This is a genomic window from Pseudomonas sp. ME-P-057, assembly GCF_030208975.1.
Classification (GTDB): Bacteria; Pseudomonadota; Gammaproteobacteria; order Pseudomonadales; family Pseudomonadaceae; genus Aquipseudomonas; species Aquipseudomonas lutea.
This window is the reverse complement of sequence record NZ_JARVSX010000038.1, coordinates 116,602-137,298: the sequence shown is the minus strand read 5'-3', so window position 1 is coordinate 137,298 and position 20,697 is coordinate 116,602. Positions and strand designations below refer to the sequence as shown.

Sequence of the window (20,697 nt, the reverse complement as noted above, 5' to 3'; positions counted from 1 at the left end):
CTGCGTCTTCCCGGCTAAAGCCGGTCCCACAAAGCAAGCGCGGTGTTTCAGTGGGACCGGCTTCAGCCGGGAAGAAGCCCGTTTGCACACCAGCAATCTTGCGGCGTAACACCCGACGCCTGCCCGGCTAGAGGCGGTCCCACAAGGGCGAGGCTGCTTTACATCTCTACCTGCGTCCCCAGCTCGATCACCCGGTTAAACGGCAGCTTGAAGAACCGCAGGTTGCCGTTGGCATTCTTCAACATGAACGCAAACAGGCCCTCGCGCCAGCGCGCCATGCCCACCAGTTTCGAGGACACCACGGTTTCGCGGCTGAGGAAATATGTTGTACGCATCGGGCTGAAGTCCAGCTCCGCCAAATGGCACAGGCCCAGTGCTGCCGGAACGTCTGGCTCATCAATGAAACCAAAGTGCAGGATCACCCGATAAAACCCTTCGCCAAACGCCTCAACCTCGAATCGTTGGGCCGCTGGCACACGTGGAGTGTCCTCGTAGACGACGGTCAGCAATACTACTTGCTCGTGCAACACCTGGTTATGCAGCAGGTTATGCAACAGCGCATGGGGTACCGCATCCGGACGTGCGGTGAGAAACACCGCCGTACCCTGAACACGATGAGGCGGTTGCACACGGATACTGCTGATGAAGATCGGAAGCGGCAGGCCACCTTCGTCGATGCGTTCCACCAGCAGCTGTTTGCCGCGTTTCCAGGTGGTCATCAGGATGAACAGCGCGATGCCTGCCAGAAACGGAAATGCCCCGCCCTGCACGACCTTGGGCACATTGGCCGCGAAGAACATGCCATCGACGAACAGGCAACCCAGCAGGATAGGCACGGCCAGCAACGGCGGCCATTTCCAGGCCAGCAACATGACCGAGGCCACCAGAATCGTCGTGCACAGCATCGTGCCGGTCACTGCCACGCCGTAGGCCGAAGCCAGTGCGCCGGAGGACTCAAAACCCAGCACCAGCAGAATGACCCCGACCATCAGCGCCCAATTCACTGCACCAATGTAGATCTGGCCCTGGGCATCACTTGAGGTGTGCTGGATGTACATGCGCGGGATGTAACCCAGCTGGATGGCCTGCAACGTCATCGAGAACGCACCGGAGATCACCGCCTGCGAGGCAATAATGGTCGCCAGTGTCGACAAGGCGATCAGAGGCAACAGCGCCCAGCTCGGCGCCAGCAGATAGAACGGGTTACGCACTGCTTCAGGGTCCCCGATCACCAAAGCGCCCTGGCCGAAGTAGTTCAGCACCAACGCAGGCAACACCAGCGCGAACCAGGCGCGCGAAATTGGCTTGCGACCGAAGTGGCCCATGTCCGCGTACAGCGCCTCGGCGCCGGTCAGCGCGAGGACGACCGCGCCGAGTACCGAAACGCCGATGCCGGGATGGTCGATGAAAAAGCGCACAGCCCACATCGGATTGACGGCGTGCAGCACTTCCGGCTGCTGCAGGATCCCGTGTACCCCGAGCACGCCCAGGGTCACGAACCACAACACCATGATCGGTCCGAACAGCACGCCAATGCGTGCCGTGCCGTGGCGCTGAATCAGAAACAGCGCCACCAGCACAACGAGCGCGATCGGCACCACCCAGTGATCGAGGCCGTCAAATGCCAGCTCCATGCCCTCTACTGCAGAGAGCACGGAAATGGCCGGCGTGATCATGCTGTCGCCATAGAAAAGCGCCGCGCCGAACAGCCCGAACACGATCATGCTCGCCTGCAGCTTCGGATACCTGGCCGACGCACGTCGTGCCAGCGCCGTGAGCGCCATGATGCCGCCCTCCCCGTCGTTGTCGGCGCGCAGCACCAAGGCCATGTACTTGAAGGAGACCACCCAGATGAGCGCCCAGAAGATCAACGAAAGAATGCCCAGCACACTGTCGTGGCCGGCTTGCACGCCGTAACCTCCGACGAAGACTTCTTTAATGGTGTACAACGGGCTGGTACCGATGTCGCCATAGGCCACACCCACCGCGCCCACCAGCAGACTCAACGGCTTGGCCGAAGAATGCCCGGCTTCTGCCTGACTCGTTGCATGAACCATTTACCACTCCTGAACCCTGACTCGAGCACTGCGATCCGGTGCTGTCGGATTGACCCGCAGCGCACCGGTAAATTCCGATGCGCCCGGCCGACGAGGCTTGCCAGGCGCAACGCCGCGAAGCATAGCGCAGCACTCGTCGTAATTCTCGGTTTAACGCTGGTCAATCCTTCGACTCGCCGCTAGAATTGCGCACTTTTTGATCAGAGGCGCACCCAGCGCCCAGTCAATGCCACGGCCGTTCGCCGGGCATCCTACGCCGAGGTTAGTCAATGTCCACCGTCACCACGTCTGCCGCCCCCAAGGTCGGCTTTGTCAGCCTGGGTTGCCCGAAGGCTCTGGTCGATTCCGAGCGCATCCTGACTCAGCTGCGCATGGAAGGCTATCAGGTCGTCCCGACCTACCAGGACGCCGACGTGGTCGTGGTCAATACCTGTGGTTTCATCGACAGCGCCAAGGCTGAATCGCTGGAAACCATTGGCGAGGCGCTGGCTGAAAACGGCAAGGTGATCGTCACCGGCTGCATGGGCGTGGACGAAAGCGTGATTCGCAGCGTCCACCCGAGCGTGCTGGCCGTTACCGGCCCGCAGCAGTATGAGCAAGTGGTCAATGCGGTGCATGATGCGGCCCCACCGAAGCTGGATCACAACCCATTGATTGATCTGGTGCCGCCGCAAGGGGTCAAGTTGACCCCACGTCACTACGCGTACCTGAAGATCTCCGAAGGCTGCAACCACAGCTGCAGCTTCTGCATCATCCCGTCCATGCGCGGCAAACTGGTCAGCCGCCCGATTGGCGACGTCCTCGACGAGGCGCAGCGTCTGGTCAAGGCCGGCGTCAAAGAGCTGCTGGTGATCTCTCAGGACACCAGCGCCTACGGCGTAGACGTCAAATACCGCACCGGTTTCTGGGACGGCCAGCCTGTCAGAACACGCATGACCGAGCTGTGCCAGGCGCTGAGCTCCCTGGGCGTCTGGGTGCGCCTGCATTACGTGTATCCGTACCCGCACGTTGACGAGATCATTCCACTGATGGCGGCGGGCAAAATCCTGCCCTACCTGGACATCCCGTTCCAGCACGCCAGCCCGAAAATCCTCAAGCTGATGAAGCGTCCGGCCTTCGAAGACAAAACCCTGGCGCGCATCAAGAACTGGCGCGAGCAGTGCCCGGACCTGATCATCCGCTCGACCTTCATCGTCGGCTTCCCGGGCGAGACCGAAGAAGACTTCCAGTACCTGCTGGACTGGCTGACCGAAGCCCAGCTTGACCGCGTTGGCTGCTTCCAGTACTCCCCTGTCGAAGGCGCGCCGGCAAACCTGCTGGATGCGCCGATCGTGCCGGACGACATCAAGCAGGATCGCTGGGACCGCTTCATGGCGCACCAGCAGGCCATCAGTGCGGCACGTCTGCAGATGAAAATCGGCAAAGAGATCGAAGTGCTGATCGACGAAGTGGACGAGCAAGGCTTCGTCGGTCGTTCGTTCTTCGACGCGCCGGAAATCGACGGCAACGTCTTTGTCGAAAGCGACCGTGACTTCAAGCCGGGCGACAAAGTCATGTGCCGTGTAGTGGATGCCGATGAGTACGACTTGTGGGCTGAGCCCATCTAAGTCGCGACGCGGTCGAACAGCCGCTGCACCATCACAGCCCTGCCCGTAAAACGGCGGGGTTTGTTTTTTCTGGTTATCGTCCCCACATGAAGTCGATACCCAGGGAGCAGCAGCAACCATGACCCACCCGTCGGTCATCTACTTACCCAGGCAGCAGGATTTCGCCGAGCTCACCCGAGTCTGGGAGGCCTCGGTACGGGCAACTCACGACTTTTTGCCGGATGACTACATCGCACTGCTTCGGCACCTTCTGGAAACGCAATATCTGGGCGCCGTTAATCTTTTCTGCACCCGTGATTCGCATCTGCGTATCACCGGATTCGCCGGCACTACGCCAGGCAAGCTCGAGATGCTGTTCATCCATCCCGACTTCCGTGGCATGGGCTTGGGCAAGAAGCTGCTGGACTATGCCATCGAGCATTTCCAGATCACCGAACTGGACGTCAACGAACAGAATCCGCAGGCACTGGGGTTCTATCAGCGACAGGGCTTCGAGGAAGTGGGCCGGGCGGAGGTGGACGGGCTGGGCCGCCCCTACCCGATGTTGAGAATGCGGTTGAAAGCGGGTTCGTGATACTGAACCGGCCCCGAGCGATGTGGCAACTGCAGGAGCCGGCTTGCTGGCGAACCCGGAACGTCGCCGCCCTGGGCATCGTCTGACCCAACCATTCGCTAACGAGCCGGTTTCTACTGACTGCGTGTGCCTGCCAGGTTTGCCTCAGCGCTTCAGGCTTTCCACCAGCACCTTGTTGAACTGTTGCGGGTCCTGAATCTGCGGCGCATGCCCCAACCCTGCAAACTCCACCAGCGTCGCCTGCGGTATGCGTTTGGCGGCGGCCTTGCCAAGCTCCGGGTAGTTGCCCAGCGATTTGCGCAGTGCCTCCGGCGCTGCGTCTTTGGCGATGGCGGTATTGTCCTTCTGCCCAATCAACAACACGGTGGGCATCTTCAGCTTTTCAAAGTCGTAAAACACCGGCTGATTGAAGATCATGCCGTAGGTCTGCGCAGACGCCCGAGCGACCTCCTCCTTGCCCTTGCCATTGAACATGCCCGCCTGCATGTCGACCCAGTGATCGAATTCGGGCCGCCATTCATTGGCGTAATAGGTCGACTGCTGGTATTTGCGAATGCTGTCGGCACTGGTCTTGAGCTCACGTGCGTACCAGTCGTCGAAGCTGCGATCCGGCACCCCTTTGGCTTTCCAGTCCTCCAGGCCGATGGGGTTGACCAGCAGCAACTGGTCCACTTGCTCGGGATACATCAGCGCAAAGCGGGTTGCCAACATGCCACCCATTGAATGCCCAACCACCGTGACGTGATCGATCCCCAACTGGGTCAGCAGCGCTTTGGTGTTCTGCGCCAGTTGCTCGAAGGTGTATTGGTAGTCCGCCGGTTTGCTGGAGCGGCAGAAACCGATCTGATCCGGCGCGACGACCCGGTATCCTGCGGCGCTCAGCGCCTTGATGGTCCCCTCCCACGTGGCACCGCAGAAGTTCTTGCCATGCAGCAATACGACGCTGCGACCATTGGCAGTGCCGGTCGGCTTGACGTCCATATAGCCCATCTGCACTGACGTGCCTTGGGATTCAAAACGAAAATTCTGCGCCGGGAACGGATATTGGAAACCTTCCAGCTGCGGGCCGTAAGACGGGGTCTGCGCGGCGAGCAGTGGCAAGCTGACGGTCATCAACAGCGCGGGTAGCCATTTGGTCATGAATTTGCTCCGAACGGTGTAGGAATAGAGAACAGACCTGCGTCGCTGCCGAAAAAATCCATCCAGTGGGGCCCCATTCGCTCGCCAATTTCAATGCAGCCGCGATTAACGGCGCCTGCACGGGTACAATAGGCGCCTTTCCATTTTGTTACGGCTTTTCTCATGACTGACCCCATTCGCCTTTCCAAACGCCTGATCGAGCTCGTCGGTTGCTCTCGTCGCGAAGCCGAGCTGTTCATTGAAGGCGGCTGGGTCACGGTGGACGGCGTTGTCGTCGACGAACCCCAGTTCAAGGTCGAAAACCAGACAGTGGTGCTCAATGCAGAGGCGAAGGCCGATACGCCCGAAGCCGTGACCCTGCTGTTCAACGCCCCTGCCGGCATGGCTCCGGAAACCGCGCTGACGCTGATCACCCCCGCCACGTTGTCGGCCGATCACAGCATTGGCAGGCGCCCGCTCAAGGGCCACTTCCTGCGCCTGGAAGCGATTTCCACGCTGCAAGCCAACGCCAGCGGGCTGATGGTGTTCAGTCAGGACTGGAAAATCCTGCGCAAGCTCACCGACGACCGCAGCAAGATCGAGCAGGAGTACGTCGTCGAGATCGCTGGCGACATGGTTGCCCATGGTCTCAACCGCCTGAACCACGGCATGACCTACAAGGGCAAGGAACTCCCCAAGGTCAAAGCCAGCTGGCAGAACGAAAACCGTCTGCGCTTCGCCATGAAGAACCCGCAGCCCGGCGTCATTGCCCAGCTGTGCGAAGCGGTCGGGCTGAAAGTTGTTTCGGTACGGCGCATCCGTATCGGTGGCGTTTCCATCGGCAAAGTGCCTGAAGGCCAATGGCGCTACATGACCGAAAAAGAAAAATTCTGAATCCCTTTTCCCGAGCGCCGCATCAGGTCCCGCGCGCGCTCATCTGCGAATCTCCAGGAAAACCACGCACCATGATGAACAACGATGTACTGCGCAGCATCCGCTACATGCTCGATATCAACGACGCCAAAGTGGTCGATATCATCAAGCTCGGCGGGTTTGACGCGAACAAGGCCGATGTCACGGCCTACATGAAGAAAGATGAAGAAGAAGGCTTCCTGCCTTGCAGCGATGAAGTCATGGCGCATTTCCTTGACGGCCTGGTGTTTTTCAAGCGCGGCAAGGACGAGAGCCGGCCCGCACTGCCGGTCGAACTGCCGATCACCAACAACATTGTCCTCAAAAAGCTGCGCGTGGCCTTCGAGTTGAAGGAAGACGACATGCACGCAATCCTCAAAGCGGCCGAGTTCCCGGTGTCCAAGCCTGAACTCAGCGCATTGTTCCGCAAGGCGGGCCACAATAACTACCGTCCATGCGGCGACCAGCTGCTGCGCAATTTCCTGCGTGGTCTGACCCTGCGCGTACGCGGTTAAGCGCTGCAGGGCTATCGATGACTCAGGCCTACAGCGTCGCGCCGATCGGCTTCATGCGCTCATGCTTCAAAGAGAAGTTCGCAATCCCCAGGCAGCCCCAACTTGCACCCGCTGCGCGGGGCGTGCTGGAACTGATCGCGCCATTTGATCAGGGCGACGCTGTCCAGGGGCTGGAACAGGTCAGCCATGTCTGGCTGCTGTTCCTGTTTCATCAGGCGCTGGAAGCCACGCCGCGACTCAAAGTGCGGCCGCCACGCCTGGGCGGCAATCAGTCGATGGGGGTGTTCGCCACGCGTGCTACCCACCGGCCCAATGGCATCGGGCAATCGGTGGTCAAGCTGGACAAGGTCGAGCCGGGGCGCTTGTGGTTGTCGGGCATCGACCTGCTTGAGGGCACGCCGGTACTGGACATCAAACCCTACGTGCCCTACGCCGACATCATCGCCGATGCACGTAACAGCATGGCCGCCGCAGCGCCGGCGCGGGTTCCGGTGCAGTGGGAGGATGCTGCGCTGATTCAGGCGCAGGAGCATGCCCTGCGCCTTGACGAGCCGTTGACCGAGCTGATCGAGCAGTGCCTGGCACAAGACCCCCGACCGGCGTACCAGACGCCCACGCCCGAACGAGTCTACGGCGCGCAGTTCTGGGACCTGGACGTGCGCTGGCACTATCCACAGTCAGGCCTTATACGGGTGCTGGAAGTGGTCCCTGCCGTTAGCTGACAACCAATCGTCCGCCACAAAAAAACCGCCTGGTCCGTGACCTCCAGGCGGTTTTTTTCAGACCCCAAAACGCGGGTGCCTGTACTGACCTATTCGCCGATGACGCCACCTGCGCATTGCAGCACGGGTGATTCATCGGCGATTGGGTCGTATCTGAACGGTGTTACTTCTCGACGAACGCGCGCTCGATCAAGTAGTCACCCGGCTCACGCATGCGCGGCGAAACGGTCAGGCCGAAGCTGTTCAGCACTTCGCTGGTTTCATCGAGCATGCTCGGACTGCCGCACAACATGGCGCGGTCATCCTGCGGATTGATCGGCGGCAGACCGATGTCGCTGAACAGCTTGCCGCTGCGCATCAGGTCAGTCAGACGGCCTTCGTTCTCGAATGGCTCGCGGGTGACCGTTGGGTAATAGATCAGCTTGTCGCGCAGCATGTCACCGAAAAATTCGTTCTGCGGCAAATGCTCGGTGATGAACTCGCGGTACGCCACTTCGTTAACGTAACGCACGCCGTGGCACAGGATGACCTTCTCGAATCGCTCGTAGGTTTCGGGGTCCTGGATCACGCTCATGAACGGCGCCAGCCCGGTGCCCGTGCTGAGCAGGTAAAGGTGTTTGCCCGGCTTCAGGTCGTCCAGCACCAGCGTACCCGTAGGCTTCTTGCTGATGATGATCTCATCGCCTTCCTTCAGGTGCTGCAGCTGCGAGGTCAGGGGGCCGTCTGGCACCTTGATGCTGAAGAACTCCAGATGCTCTTCCCAGTTCGGGCTGGCAATGGAGTAGGCACGCATGAGCGGGCGCCCGTTGGGCTGCTGAAGACCGATCATCACGAACTGACCGTTCTCGAAGCGCAGGCCAGGATCACGGGTGCACTTGAAACTGAAAAGCGTGTCGTTCCAGTGATGAACGCTGAGAACACGCTCGTGATTCATGTTGCTCATGGTACGTGGGAGCTCCTGATAAATGACGTGCGCGGGTCAATGCGCCATTGCGCGACATTCTAGTGGCAGACACAATATCTGTTAACTGAATTATCAAGATATAGGTTATCGGTTATATAGATATGCGATTTACTCTACGTCAGCTCCAGGTCTTCGTGGCCGTCGCCCAGCAGGAAAGCGTCTCGCGCGCGGCGGTCTTGCTGTCCTTGTCGCAATCAGCGGCGAGCACTTCCATCACTGAACTGGAACGCCAGTCCAGTTGCCAGCTCTTCGACCGCGCAGGCAAGCGACTGAGCCTGAACGCCACAGGCCGGCAGCTGCTGCCTCAAGCCGTCGCGCTGCTGGACCAGGCCAAGGAGATTGAAGACTTGCTCAACGGCAAGTCCGGTTTCGGTTCACTGGCGGTGGGCGCCACGCTGACCATCGGCAATTACCTGGCGACCCTGCTGATCGGCAGCTTCATGCAGCGCCATCCGGAGAGCCAGGTGAAGCTGCACGTCCAGAACACCGCAAACATTGTTCAGCAGGTCGCGCATTACGAGATTGATCTGGGGCTGATCGAAGGCGACTGCAGCCACCCTGACATTGAAGTGCAGACCTGGGTTGAAGATGAACTGGTGGTGTTTTGCGCGCCCCAACATCCGCTGGCGAAAAAAGGCCGTGCGTCTCTGGAAGAGCTGACACGCGAGGCGTGGATCTTGCGTGAGCAAGGTTCCGGGACACGCCTGACGTTCGACCAGGCCATGCGTCATCATTTGAACAGCCTCAATGTGCGGCTGGAGCTGGAACACACGGAAGCCATCAAACGCGCCGTTGAGTCAGGCCTGGGAATTGGCTGCATCTCACGCCTGGCGCTGCGTGACGCTTTCCGTCGGGGCAGTCTGGTCGCGGTTGAAACGCCGGAGCTCGATCTGGTGCGCCAGTTCTACTTCATCTGGCACAAACAGAAGTATCAGACGTCCGCTATCCGCGAATTCCTCGACCTCTGTCGGTCGTTCACCGCCGGGGTCAACCGCAGCGATGAAATCGTCCTGCCGAGCATCGCCTAAGGCGCAGCTCGGCAATAAAAGCGATTGTCAGCCCAGCAGAATCAAGCCCCAGACCACCGCAATCATGGTCAGCGCCACGAACTGGGCAGCGCTGCCCATATCCTTTGCGTTCTTGGACAACGGATGCCGATCCAGAGAGATGCGGTCGATGGCGGCTTCAATGGCCGAGTTCAGCAGTTCGACAATCAGCGCCAACAGGCACACGGCGATCAAGATCGCGCGCTCGCCACGGCTGACGTGAAACACGAATGACAGCGGGATCAACACGACGTTGAGCAACACCAACTGGCGAAACGCAGCTTCGCCCTTGAATGCGGCAGTCAAGCCGTCAAGGGAGTAGCCCGATGCGTTGAGAATACGTTTAAGGCCGGTCTGACCTTTAAATGGCGACGTCATAGGAAAACTACTGATGGATGAAAGCGGTGGAGGCTAGTGCGGCGACGGTCAAAAAAGTGTGAAGGTCGACCGCGCCAGCCGGGGCCTGGAGCGAATCAGGTGATTCAGCTCTGCGGTATGGATTCCAATTGTTGCAACAACAACGCTGCCTGGGTTCGCGTGCGCACATTGAGCTTGCGAAAGATCGCCGTGACATGCGCCTTGATCGTCGCTTCCGAGACGCTCAACTCATAGGCGATTTGCTTGTTCAGCAGCCCCTCGCAGACCATCGTCAGTACGCGAAACTGCTGCGGCGTCAAACTGGCAAGCCCTTCGCTGGCGGCCTTGGCTTCGGGCGACACGCTGACGCTTTCATTGACCTGCGGCGGCCACCAGACGTCCCCGTCGAGCACCGTACGCACGGCTTTCTGAATGACTTCGAGGGAGCTGGACTTGGGGATGAAGCCGCTGGCTCCAAACTCGCGCGACTTGACCACGACGGCTGCTTCTTCCTGGGCGGACACCATCACGACCGGCACTTGCGGGTATTGACCACGCAGCAGCACAAGGCCCGAAAAGCCGTAGGCGCCGGGCATATTCAAGTCCAGCAGGACCAGATCCCAGTCGGACTTTTCGGTCAGTCGCGCTTCCAGGTCAGCAATGCTCTCGGCCTCGACCAACCTTGCATCAGGTCCGAGCCCCAGGCTCAGGGCCTGATGCAGTGCACTGCGAAACAACGGATGGTCGTCGGCAATCAGGATTTCGTAGGGCATTTAATGATCCTGCAAGTGGCTGAGCGCCGACGTTTGAACACCCAAGGTGGCATCCGCCCTGCCTCAATGACACACCAGCGCGATATACATCTGCACTGATCGGGGCGGCCCGCGGCATATCGACACAGGGACTGCGGCTGGGCGGCGCCAAGGATGCCCAGCGAAGTCGGGGTGGTCAAGCCTGACGCTTTGCGGCACAGTCTGCGCCCCCGACCTGACGAGTGCCATCATGCCAAACCATGCCCTGAGAGCGGACCTGCTCATGCTCCTTACTGCATTGATCTGGGGCACCGGTTTTGTCGCCCAGACTGCGGGAATGGACCATATCGGCCCGTATCTGTTTTCCGGTCTGCGGTTCGCGCTGGGTTCGCTATGCCTGGTGCCATTGATTCTGCGTAACGCCAGCACTGCCCGCGTGCCTGAGCCACTGCTCAATCGCGGAATGCTGCGCGCGGGCATCATCATGGGGCTGGCACTGGCACTCGGGATCAATCTGCAGCAAGTCGGGTTGCTGTTTACCAGCGTGACCAACTCCGGCTTCATCACTGGCCTGTATGTGATCGTCGTTCCGCTGCTGGGCTTGCTGCTCGGCCATAAGACCGGGCTCGGCACCTGGCTCGGGTGTCTGCTGGCGGTGGTGGGCATGTGCCTGCTCAGCATTGGCGATAACTTTCATGTCGCTTCGGGGGATTGGCTGCAGCTGATCGGCGCGTTCGTGTGGGGCGGGCATGTGATATTGGTCAGTCTGTTCGCCAGCCGCCACGACCCGATCCGTCTCGCCTTCCTGCAATTCGCCACCTGCTCGGTGGTCAGTCTGCTGCTGGCGGTGCTCTTCGAGCCGATTGCTCTCAACGCAATTATCGACGCAGGCCCTGCCCTGCTTTACGGCGGCATCGTCGCGGTCGGTGTCGGCTACACGCTGCAGGTGGTGGCGCAAAAGCACGCCATTGCCTCCCATGCGGCCATCATCCTGTCGCTGGAAGCCGTGTTTGCTGCCATCGCTGGCGCCTGGATTCTTGGGGAGGCCCTGCAACTGCGCGGCTACATCGGTTGTGGATTGATGCTCGCCGGGATGCTGCTGGCGCAGTTGTGGCCGAAGAAAGCCCTCGCCTGACTCATGCTGCCATCTCGAACCGTTCTAAGGCGGCTTGCTGGCAAGGGCATTACTGATGGTTATTCAAGGTAGCCTTTCAACTCTTGGTGAGCATCGCTTAGCAGGTCGAGGGGCAACTGATTCTTGGCACCTAAATAGTGCTGACTGAACACATCGAAGTAGCAGCTTAGGGCCGACCCCGCTTCAGTATCGCCGGCCAGATCGAAACACAATGCGGCCACTTCAGCGGTACAAAGATGTTCGCTACGCGTCGAGCGTCTTAGCTTGTACCGCGAAAGCTTTTCGGGAATCAGGCTCAGAATGGGGATGGAGTCAAAGTAAGCGCTTTTACGGAAGATCTTCCGTGCTTCTGTCCACGTAGCATCAATCAACACGAACAGCGGCCGCTTGTTTGGGTCAACGGTCACGGTGTCAGTTACCCGCTCGGCCGCTACGTATTCTCCCGGAAACACAAGATAGGGTTGCCATTGCGGGTCGTTAAGCAATGCAATCAGCTTTTCATCGACCTCAGTGCGTGACCACACAAACGCATGGTTATCCTGAACCACGTCTGCGATCAGCCAACCCGTGTTGCTGGGTTTGAACACTTCCTTTTTCGTCATGATCAGGCAAACCCCCGACCGCGTTTCGACCTTTGGACGCCATCTGCACAGGCAATGGCTTTCAATCACGCGACAGTAATGGCACCTGGGCGCACGTGATCCGCGAGCCAGGTAGGGCTTGGTACTCTCCTCCTCCCGCTCATCTCTCAGACAGGCGACCGAATTCTTGTGAAAAATAGTCTGGGTCATTGACGGGGAAGAAGGCAGTGACACGAGGGGCATCCGGCAGGTCGAAAAGTCGCGGCATTCTATCAGACGCAGTCCGGCGCGCCGTGTTCTCTGGTGTCTGCCCAGGCTCATCCCTATACTGACGGGCCCTGAGAGCCGCCACGCCAGCAGTGAACGCCTCGGAATGTCGCCGGTCCAACGGCCAGCCTCTGCACCACCCGTCCACGCACCAGGAGAATTCAATGCTGCGCCTCATCGCCCCCACTCTCACGCTTTTGCTCCTCGCTCCACTGTGCGCCAATGCGGCGTCCAAGCAGGATTACGAACTGAGCCAGATGCTTGATAAAGTCGCGAAGGAAAGCAGTGTCGGCACGCCACGCGCTATCAACGAAGACATTCTCGATGAAGGCTACACCGTCGAAGGCAAGATGCTCATCAACCACTTGAGCGTTCAGTCCGGTCAGGCCGCGCAAATGCGTGAAAACCTCGATGATGTCCGCGGTCAATTGGGCGGCAGCGTCTGCCGCAACGCCGGCTATCGCCAGCTGATGGCCAAGGGCGCGATCCTGCGGTACCAGTTCACTGAATACAAGACCAACAAACTCATCACTACTCAGGAAATCAAAGCGGCCGATTGCGCTGCCAAACCACCTGCCAAGAAAAAGTGATGTAACTCGTTCTCCGGTCTGCGTGCTTCGAGTTTGCTCAGCACGCAGGTCTCAGCCCTTCCTGCTTTACTGCGCTGTCACTCCCTCTTCCATCGCTCCGCCTCTCCTCGCAACAGACCCGGCCGCATAGCTTTCGTCTGCCTGGCCCGTCACGCCCCAACACACTCTTTGCAAAAGAAAGGGTTGCCTGTCGTCGGCCTTGCCATCAGAGTTTTCTTTTTGCCACCCATGGATCAGGCCAGAATCAGGCGCCGCATAGTGGCAGGTGCCACATCCTTCGGATGCGTTACGTCCGACGACGCACGAAGCGTCGCGATCCCGCCCGATGGCGTCGATCAATTATTCTGCATCAGGAGAAAGCGTAATGCCTTACGTACCTAGCGACGCGTTGTCTCAGCACTTCAAGAACAACGGAATCGACCTTGCTCTCAAGGTAGAAGAACTCCTCGGTTCGGTCGCCCCGGACAGCCCGAATCTTGCGCTCTACCGCGACATGACCCTGACCGTGTTGCGCATGGCTCAGGATGATCTAAGCCGGTGGAATGCCAAAATCACCCTGCAAGCCTTGCGCGAACTGGAGAACGCCTTTCGCGTGCTTGAGCGCTTCAAAGGCCGTCGCAAGGTCACAGTATTTGGATCTGCACGCACGCCTCTTGAGCATCCCGTGTACGCCTTGGCCCGCGAACTGGGCAAGCAATTGGCCGCCGCGGACCTGATGGTTATCACCGGTGCCGGTGGCGGGGTTATGGCCGCGGCACACGAAGGCGCAGGCCTGGATCACAGCCTGGGGTTCAACATCACGCTGCCGTTCGAGCAACATGCTAATGCCACCGTCGATGGCACAGGCAACCTGCTGCCGTTCCACTTCTTCTTCACACGCAAGCTCTTTTTCGTCAAAGAGGCTGACGCGCTGGTGCTCTGCCCGGGCGGCTTCGGCACCCTGGATGAAGCACTGGAGGTGCTGACGCTGATCCAGACCGGCAAAAGCCCTCTCGTTCCGATTGTGCTGCTGGATGCGCCGGGCGGGACGTTTTGGGAGGGCGCGCTCGGTTTCATCAAGAACGAGCTTGAAGCCAACAAGTACATCCTTCCTGCCGACATGAATTTGATGAAGCTGGTGTATAGCGCTGAGGAAGCTGTCGCCGAAATCGATCAGTTCTACAGCAACTTCCATTCAAGCCGCTGGCTCAAGAATACGTTCGTCATCCGCATGCACCACGCCCTGAATGAACCTGCACTCAGGGGCTTGCATGAGAAGTTTTCAGATTTGAGCGTGGGTGATGGCTTTCAGCAATACGGACATCAGGATGAATATGATGAGGCGCAATTTAGCCAACTCACCCGTCTGGCGTTCCAATTCAACGGCCGCAACCATGGCCGCTTGCGCGAGCTGGTGGACTTCGTAAACCTGAAAGAGAACTGGGCTGGGCTTGGGCACTCCCAATCAGCCCTGGATGCCAGGTCTGTTCAATCCGTTTGAGGCTAGATGCATAAAGGCGCACCCAGGTGCGCCTTTATGTGTGTGTGTGTGTGCTGATCATTAATCGTCGCTGCTTTTCCCGCTTAGCAAACGGCCAATCAGTTCAGGCGGGTAACCGCGATAACTCAGAAAGCGCATTTGCTGCCCACGTTCTCGGGTGTCCTTCGGCAGCTGCCCGCTGAACTTGCGCTGCCACAGCTCTTCCAGCTTTTCGCGCCAGTCGATGCCGCACTCGCGCAGCGCCTGTTCGATATCGGCGCGCTGCAATCCACGTTGACCCAGTTCTTCACGAATACGCAAAGGGCCGTGGCCCGAACGGGCACGGTAGGAAACAAAACTTTCAAGGTATCGGGATTCAGACAGCAGCCCTTCTTCCGTCAGACGGTCAAGAGCAGCTTCAATCAATTCAGGAGGGGCGCCGCGCTGACGCAACTTGCGCGTCAGCTCGACTCGACCATGCTCGCGGCGCGCGAGCAGGTCCATTGCGGTCCGCCTTACAGCGACGGGTGTATCAAGCACAGCTGGCATAACGGGGATCAGATATCCGCGTCAGCTTCGACTTCAGCCACATCGTCTGTCGCTACGCGGGACGATTGGGCTTTTACATCAGGGGCCGCAGTCAGCAGCTTCTCGCGAATCTGCCTTTCGAGGGTGGTGCCGATTTCAGGGTTGTCCGCCAGGAACTTCGCAGAGTTCGCTTTACCCTGACCGATCTTGCTGCCCTGATAGCTGTACCAGGCACCGGACTTCTCCAGCAGACCGTGCAGCACGCCGAGGTCGATGATCTCGCCGTTACGGTAGATGCCCTTGCCGTAGAGAATCTGGAACTCAGCCTGACGGAATGGCGGAGCGACTTTGTTCTTGACCACTTTGACGCGGGTTTCGCTGCCGACGACTTCGTCGCCTTCCTTGACCGCGCCCGTACGGCGGATGTCCAGACGAACCGACGCATAGAACTTCAGAGCATTACCACCGGTGGTGGTTTCCGGGCTGCCGAACATCACGCCGATCTTCATACGGATCTGGTTGATGAAGATTACGAGGCAGTTGGCAGTCTTGATGTTACCGGTGATCTTGCGCAGTGCCTGGGACATCAATCGGGCTTGCAGGCCGACGTGCATGTCGCCCATTTCGCCTTCGATTTCAGCCTTGGGCACCAATGCTGCCACGGAGTCGACGACGATGACGTCGATCGCGTTGGAGCGCACCAGCATGTCAGTGATTTCAAGGGCCTGTTCGCCGGTGTCCGGCTGAGAGACCAGAAGGTCATCAACGTTCACACCCAGCTTGCCGGCGTATTCCGGGTCAAGGGCGTGCTCGGCGTCGACGAATGCGCAGGTAGCGCCCATTTTCTGGGCCTCTGCGATGACCGACAGCGTCAGCGTTGTTTTACCCGAAGACTCCGGGCCGTAGATTTCAACGATCCGGCCTTTTGGCAGGCCGCCGATACCGAGCGCGATATCGAGACCCAAAGAGCCGGTGGAGATAGCAGGAATAGCCTGGCGGTCATGGTCACCCATGCGCATTACGGCACCTTTGCCGAACTGACGCTCGATCTGACCCAAGGCCGCAGCCAAGGCTTTCTTCTTGTTGTCGTCCATTGAATCCTCTCGTAATAGGTTAGGCCTTGACGGCCGATATAACTGTATAAGTAGCCAGTATTATTCCACAGGGTCAGACGCGCGCCTACCCCTGATTTGGTATTTCTCCACGGGAGAGGCGCAGCAGGCCCTCTAACGCGGCACTCACCGTTTGTCGGCGGACCGCGTCGCGGTCACCTGCAAATAGAAAGCGCTCGCAGATCAATCGTTCCGCCGCTGCCCAGCAGATCCACACGGTGCCAACGGGTTTTTCCTCTGAACCGCCGTCCGGCCCGGCAACGCCGCTGACAGCGACCGAAAACTGCGCGCCGCTGTTAGCCTGCGCGCCTCTGGCCATGGCCTCGACCACCTCGCGGCTGACGGCCCCGACTTGCGCGAACAACGTTTGCGGGACCGCCAGTTGTTGCGTCTTCTGTCGGTTGGAATAGGTCACATACCCCGCCTCGAACCAGGCCGAGCTGCCGGGGATGCGGGTGATGGCTTCGGCAATGCCGCCGCCGGTGCAAGACTCGGCCGTACTGACCTGAGCGCCGGCAGCCAGTAGCTGCTGGCCTAACGTAGCGGCCAAGTGAGTAATGTCATCCACGGGGAGTTCTCCATGTCGGTGCGGGCAAAGAAGACACGCTACACGAGCAGGTTCGATGCGCAAGGCAGAATGCGACCTGACCCCTGCTCCGCCCGCAAGACACTATTTGCGCTCCGGTTTTTCGGAGCAGGGTTTCTTCACGGTCTCCACGATGGTCTCCCGTGGACGCTGCCTGGCTTCCTCCAGTGGTATGAAGCGACCGTTGGTTGAATCTCGTCCTCGTTTGCGTTGCATAGAGCAATCCTTGTTCATATTGCCGCCTCCAATCGGGCGGTGCCTCGACATCCTAGACAGCTAAACGGACCTCGTGGGGGTTCAGAAACGCGCCGTGACGAATCACCCGGACCTGCGGCCCGCAAACGTGCGTGGTAATCTTGCCGCCATCGCAAAAGCAATCGGAACCGACAGCGAACCACGTAGGTGGAATCCGCGTCGTCGCCCGAAACCTGCCTCAATCTCCTACAGAATTTTCCTAACCCACTGATGAATAAAGCAATTTCCGACCTCACCTCGCACACCCCCATGATGCAGCAGTACTGGCGGCTGAAAAATCAGCATCCTGATCAGCTGATGTTCTATCGCATGGGTGACTTCTACGAAATTTTCTACGAAGACGCCAAGAAGGCAGCCAAGCTGCTCGACATCACATTGACGGCGCGCGGTCAGTCAGCCGGGCAAAGCATTCCCATGTGCGGCATTCCGTATCACGCAGCAGAAGGCTATCTGGCCAAACTGGTGAAGCTGGGGGAGTCGGTCGTCATCTGCGAACAGATCGGTGACCCGGCGACCAGCAAAGGGCCGGTCGACCGGCAAGTGGTGCGCATCATCACGCCGGGTACCGTCAGCGACGAGGCTTTGCTGGACGAACGTCGTGACAACCTGATTGCGGCTGTGCTGGGTGACGAGCGCCTGTTCGGGCTTGCCGTGCTGGACATCACCAGTGGCAACTTCACCGTGCTGGAAATCAAGGGCTGGGAAAACCTGCTGGCCGAGCTTGAGCGGATCAATCCGGTCGAGCTGCTGATTCCCGATGACTGGCCTCAGGGCCTGCCAGCCGAAAAGCGTCGCGGTGCACGGCGTCGCGCACCATGGGACTTCGAGCGCGATTCGGCACACAAAAGCCTGTGTCAGCAATTTTCGACTCAGGACTTGAAAGGCTTCGGCTGCGAGAACCTGACCCTGGCCATCGGCGCGGCCGGCTGCCTGTTGGGTTATGCCAAAGAAACCCAGCGCACAGCGTTGCCACACCTGCGCAGCCTGCGCCATGAGCGCCTGGATGACACGGTCATTCTCGATGGCGCCAGCCGCCGCAATCTGGAACTGGACACCAACCTGGCGGGCGGACGTGACAACACCCTGCAGTCGGTCATGGATCGCTGTCAGACCGCCATGGCAACGCGGTTGCTGACCCGTTGGCTGAACCGGCCGTTGCGCGATTTAACGACCCTTCAGGCGCGACAGGAGTCTATCGGCTGCTTCCTCGAGCGCTACCGCTTCGAGAACCTGCAACCGCAGCTGAAGGAGATCGGCGACATTGAGCGCATTCTCGCGCGTATCGGCCTGCGCAATGCCCGTCCCCGTGACTTGGCGAGGCTGCGTGATGCCCTTGGCGCCCTTCCCGAGCTGCAATTGGCGCTGGCGGAGCTTGAAGCACCTCACATCCAGCAGCTGGCGAAAACCGCGGGCACCTATCCAGAGCTCGCGGACCTGCTGCAACGCGCGATCATTGATAACCCGCCGGCAGTCATCCGCGATGGCGGTGTACTCAAAACCGGCTACGACGGCGAACTGGATGAGCTGCTGTCGTTGAGTGAAAACGCCGGTCAGTTCCTGATTGACCTCGAAGCCCGTGAAAAAGCGCGCACCGGACTGGCCAATCTGAAGGTGGGCTACAACCGCGTACACGGCTACTTTATCGAGCTGCCGAGCAAACAGGCGGAACAGGCGCCAGCCGATTACATCCGCCGGCAAACGCTCAAGGGTGCCGAGCGTTTTATCACGCCAGAGCTCAAGGAGTTCGAAGACAAGGCGCTGTCAGCCAAGAGCCGCGCACTGGCCCGGGAAAAAATGCTCTACGAGGCGCTGCTGGAGGACTTGATCAGCCACCTCGCGCCGCTTCAGGACACCGCAGCGGCGCTGGCAGAGCTGGATGTGCTGAGCAATCTGGCCGAACGCGCGCTCAATCTGGACCTCAATCGTCCGCGCTTCACTGACGAACCGTGCATGTGTATCGAGCAAGGTCGTCACCCTGTCGTGGAGCAGGTGCTGTCCTCGCCGTTCGTGGCCAATGACCTGGACCTGGACGACAACACCCGCATGCTGGTGATCACCGGTCCTAACATGGGCGGTAAATCCACTTACATGCGCCAGACCGCCTTGATCGTACTGCTCGCACACATCGGCAGCTTCGTACCGGCGGCGAGCTGTGAGTTGTCGCTGGTGGACCGTATCTTCACGCGCATTGGTTCGAGCGACGACCTGGCGGGTGGACGCTCCACGTTCATGGTTGAAATGAGCGAAACGGCGAATATCCTGCACAACGCCACCGACAAGAGTCTGGTGCTGATGGATGAAGTCGGACGCGGCACCAGCACCTTTGACGGGCTCTCGCTGGCATGGGCAGCGGCAGAATGCCTTGCGCAGCTTCGTGCCTATACGCTGTTCGCCACGCATTACTTCGAGCTGACGGTCCTGCCGGAAAGCGAGCCGCTGGTGGCCAACGTGCACTTGAATGCGACCGAGCACAACGAGCGCATTGTGTTCCTGCATCGCGTACTGCCGGGCCCTGCCAGCCAGAGCTACGGCCTTGCGGTTGCGCAGCTGGCCGGCGTTCCGGGCCGGGTGATTACGCGAGCCAAGGAGCATCTGTTGCGTCTCGAAACCACCAGCCTGCCCCACGAAAAACCCAAGGCCAAGCCAGGCAAGCCTCCGCTTCCCATGCAGAGCGACATGTTTGCGAGTCTGCCGCACCCTGTGCTGGACGAGTTGTCGAACCTGAAGATCGACGACTTGACTCCACGTCAGGCGCTTGAGTTGTTGTATTCGATGAAGACACGCATCTAACGTGATCCGTAACAAGCTGTTAGAATCCCGCGCGGTTCGGGACCCTGTGAGCTTTTAGCCTGGCTTCACAGCGCACTGGCCGCGTTTGAACGCAGCGAACCAAGGTCGGACAACGCCGCAGCATACCGTGGCTGCCGCGTTGCTCGAAAAGCTGAGTTTTACGGCCGGGGGACTTCCCGTACCTGGCAAGCCGGACTGAACGGCCTTGCTGCCGCCGCCTGAGGAGAGAATTAGAAATGACCTTCGTCGTCACCGACAACTGCATCAAGTGCAAGTACACCGACTGCGTAGAAGTCTGTCCGGTGGACTGCTTTTACGAAGGCCCGAACTTCCTGGTGATCCACCCGGACGAGTGCATCGATTGCGCGCTGTGCGAGCCTGAATGCCCCGCCAATGCGATTTTCTCGGAAGACGAGATTCCGGCAGGGATGGAGAACTTCATCCAGCTCAACGCCGAACTGGCAGACGTCTGGCCCAACATCACGGAGCGTAAAGATGCGCTCCCCGATGCTGCGGAGTGGGATGGCAAGACTGGCAAGATCGCTGACCTGGAACGCTAGAGCGTTGCAACGTAAAAAGGCCCTTCGGGGCCTTTTTTGCATGAGCTCGAAAAGCTGTCGTCACTTTTCTGCAGACGAAAAAAGGGGCGGTATGACCCGCCCACATTTTTTCCATAATCCCTTTAATCCTTGCTCATCATCCTGATGAATCGCGTCCTGCGATGTCCTTGAGCAGTCATCCTTGACCGCTTGTACCCATCCGTTGGCAC

20 protein-coding genes are annotated in these 20,697 nt (G+C 59.4%); 11 read left to right on the top strand and 9 right to left on the bottom strand.

The window, feature by feature from the left end; translation table 11 throughout:
• Nucleotides 1-158: 158 nt before the first annotated feature.
• A complete protein-coding gene (locus QRN48_RS20155; RefSeq protein WP_191944913.1) occupies nt 159-2,057 on the bottom strand; it encodes a potassium transporter Kup in 1,899 nt (632 codons plus the stop codon).
• Nucleotides 2,058-2,326: 269 nt separating this feature from the next.
• Here QRN48_RS20155 and rimO point away from each other — a divergent pair, with 269 nt between their 5' ends.
• Together rimO and QRN48_RS20145 are read left to right on the top strand one after the other, a co-directional pair.
• Nucleotides 2,327-3,664: a 30S ribosomal protein S12 methylthiotransferase RimO gene (rimO, locus tag QRN48_RS20150; RefSeq protein ID WP_037014136.1), complete on the top strand. Its 1,338-nt coding sequence runs from the start codon at nt 2,327-2,329 to the stop codon at nt 3,662-3,664.
• A gap of 118 nt (nt 3,665-3,782) precedes the next feature.
• Nucleotides 3,783-4,238: a GNAT family N-acetyltransferase gene (locus QRN48_RS20145; protein ID WP_191944914.1), complete on the top strand. Its 456-nt coding sequence runs from the start codon at nt 3,783-3,785 to the stop codon at nt 4,236-4,238.
• Between the two features lie 144 nt (nt 4,239-4,382).
• On the opposite strand, the gene QRN48_RS20140 is transcribed toward QRN48_RS20145, so the two are convergent.
• Nucleotides 4,383-5,378, bottom strand: coding sequence for an alpha/beta fold hydrolase (locus QRN48_RS20140; RefSeq protein ID WP_285352713.1), 996 nt, complete (start codon nt 5,376-5,378; stop codon nt 4,383-4,385).
• Nucleotides 5,379-5,540: 162 nt separating this feature from the next.
• Here QRN48_RS20140 and QRN48_RS20135 point away from each other — a divergent pair, with 162 nt between their 5' ends.
• The 3 genes from QRN48_RS20135 to tsaA all read left to right on the top strand — a co-directional run bounded on the left by QRN48_RS20135 (nt 5,541) and on the right by tsaA (nt 7,506).
• On the top strand, nt 5,541-6,251 hold the full coding sequence (locus QRN48_RS20135; protein ID WP_191944916.1) for an rRNA pseudouridine synthase: 711 nt from the start codon (nt 5,541-5,543) through the stop codon (nt 6,249-6,251).
• A 71-nt stretch (nt 6,252-6,322) separates the two neighbouring features.
• The gene (locus QRN48_RS20130) at nt 6,323-6,784 is read left to right on the top strand and encodes a YehS family protein (protein ID WP_037014146.1); all 462 of its coding nucleotides are present in this window, start codon (nt 6,323-6,325) and stop codon (nt 6,782-6,784) included.
• Between the two features lie 17 nt (nt 6,785-6,801).
• Nucleotides 6,802-7,506 (top strand): tRNA (N6-threonylcarbamoyladenosine(37)-N6)-methyltransferase TrmO, encoded by a 705-nt coding sequence (gene tsaA / locus QRN48_RS20125; protein WP_285352709.1) that lies wholly within the window; start codon nt 6,802-6,804, stop codon nt 7,504-7,506.
• 163 nt (nt 7,507-7,669) lie between these two features.
• On the opposite strand, the gene fpr is transcribed toward tsaA, so the two are convergent.
• A complete protein-coding gene (gene fpr / locus QRN48_RS20120) occupies nt 7,670-8,449 on the bottom strand; it encodes a ferredoxin-NADP reductase (protein WP_037014152.1) in 780 nt (259 codons plus the stop codon).
• 122 nt (nt 8,450-8,571) lie between these two features.
• On the opposite strand from fpr, the gene QRN48_RS20115 reads away from it, so the two are divergent.
• Nucleotides 8,572-9,498, top strand: coding sequence for a LysR family transcriptional regulator (locus QRN48_RS20115; RefSeq protein ID WP_065989779.1), 927 nt, complete (start codon nt 8,572-8,574; stop codon nt 9,496-9,498).
• A gap of 27 nt (nt 9,499-9,525) precedes the next feature.
• On the opposite strand, the gene QRN48_RS20110 is transcribed toward QRN48_RS20115, so the two are convergent.
• Nucleotides 9,526-9,894, bottom strand: a complete 369-nt coding sequence (locus QRN48_RS20110) for a diacylglycerol kinase (protein ID WP_037014158.1) — start codon at nt 9,892-9,894, stop codon at nt 9,526-9,528.
• Between the two features lie 104 nt (nt 9,895-9,998).
• A complete protein-coding gene (erdR, locus tag QRN48_RS20105; RefSeq protein WP_037014161.1) occupies nt 9,999-10,646 on the bottom strand; it encodes a response regulator transcription factor ErdR in 648 nt (215 codons plus the stop codon).
• A 229-nt stretch (nt 10,647-10,875) separates the two neighbouring features.
• Between erdR and QRN48_RS20100 the strand changes: the two genes are divergently transcribed.
• Nucleotides 10,876-11,760, top strand: a complete 885-nt coding sequence (locus QRN48_RS20100; RefSeq protein ID WP_191944918.1) for a DMT family transporter — start codon at nt 10,876-10,878, stop codon at nt 11,758-11,760.
• A 59-nt stretch (nt 11,761-11,819) separates the two neighbouring features.
• On the opposite strand, the gene QRN48_RS20095 is transcribed toward QRN48_RS20100, so the two are convergent.
• Complete coding sequence (locus tag QRN48_RS20095) at nt 11,820-12,551, bottom strand: tRNA-uridine aminocarboxypropyltransferase (protein ID WP_037014166.1); 732 nt, start codon at nt 12,549-12,551, stop codon at nt 11,820-11,822.
• A gap of 221 nt (nt 12,552-12,772) precedes the next feature.
• Here QRN48_RS20095 and QRN48_RS20090 point away from each other — a divergent pair, with 221 nt between their 5' ends.
• Both QRN48_RS20090 and QRN48_RS20085 read left to right on the top strand, forming a co-directional pair.
• A complete protein-coding gene (locus QRN48_RS20090; RefSeq protein WP_191944920.1) occupies nt 12,773-13,198 on the top strand; it encodes a quorum-sensing-regulated virulence factor family protein in 426 nt (141 codons plus the stop codon).
• 364 nt (nt 13,199-13,562) lie between these two features.
• On the top strand, nt 13,563-14,678 hold the full coding sequence (locus QRN48_RS20085; protein WP_285352699.1) for an LOG family protein: 1,116 nt from the start codon (nt 13,563-13,565) through the stop codon (nt 14,676-14,678).
• 60 nt (nt 14,679-14,738) lie between these two features.
• Here QRN48_RS20085 and recX read toward each other — a convergent pair whose 3' ends face one another.
• From recX to QRN48_RS20070, 3 genes are all read right to left on the bottom strand, one after another.
• Nucleotides 14,739-15,206, bottom strand: a complete 468-nt coding sequence (gene recX / locus QRN48_RS20080; protein WP_037014172.1) for a recombination regulator RecX — start codon at nt 15,204-15,206, stop codon at nt 14,739-14,741.
• Between the two features lie 8 nt (nt 15,207-15,214).
• The gene (gene recA, locus QRN48_RS20075) at nt 15,215-16,279 is read right to left on the bottom strand and encodes a recombinase RecA (RefSeq protein WP_037014175.1); all 1,065 of its coding nucleotides are present in this window, start codon (nt 16,277-16,279) and stop codon (nt 15,215-15,217) included.
• An 85-nt stretch (nt 16,280-16,364) separates the two neighbouring features.
• A complete protein-coding gene (locus tag QRN48_RS20070) occupies nt 16,365-16,865 on the bottom strand; it encodes a CinA family protein (RefSeq protein WP_285352693.1) in 501 nt (166 codons plus the stop codon).
• Nucleotides 16,866-17,360: 495 nt separating this feature from the next.
• Between QRN48_RS20070 and mutS the strand changes: the two genes are divergently transcribed.
• Nucleotides 17,361-19,928, top strand: coding sequence for a DNA mismatch repair protein MutS (gene mutS / locus QRN48_RS20065; RefSeq protein WP_285352957.1), 2,568 nt, complete (start codon nt 17,361-17,363; stop codon nt 19,926-19,928).
• A gap of 236 nt (nt 19,929-20,164) precedes the next feature.
• On the top strand, nt 20,165-20,488 hold the full coding sequence (fdxA, locus tag QRN48_RS20060; RefSeq protein WP_037014184.1) for a ferredoxin FdxA: 324 nt from the start codon (nt 20,165-20,167) through the stop codon (nt 20,486-20,488).
• Nucleotides 20,489-20,697: the final 209 nt, after the last annotated feature.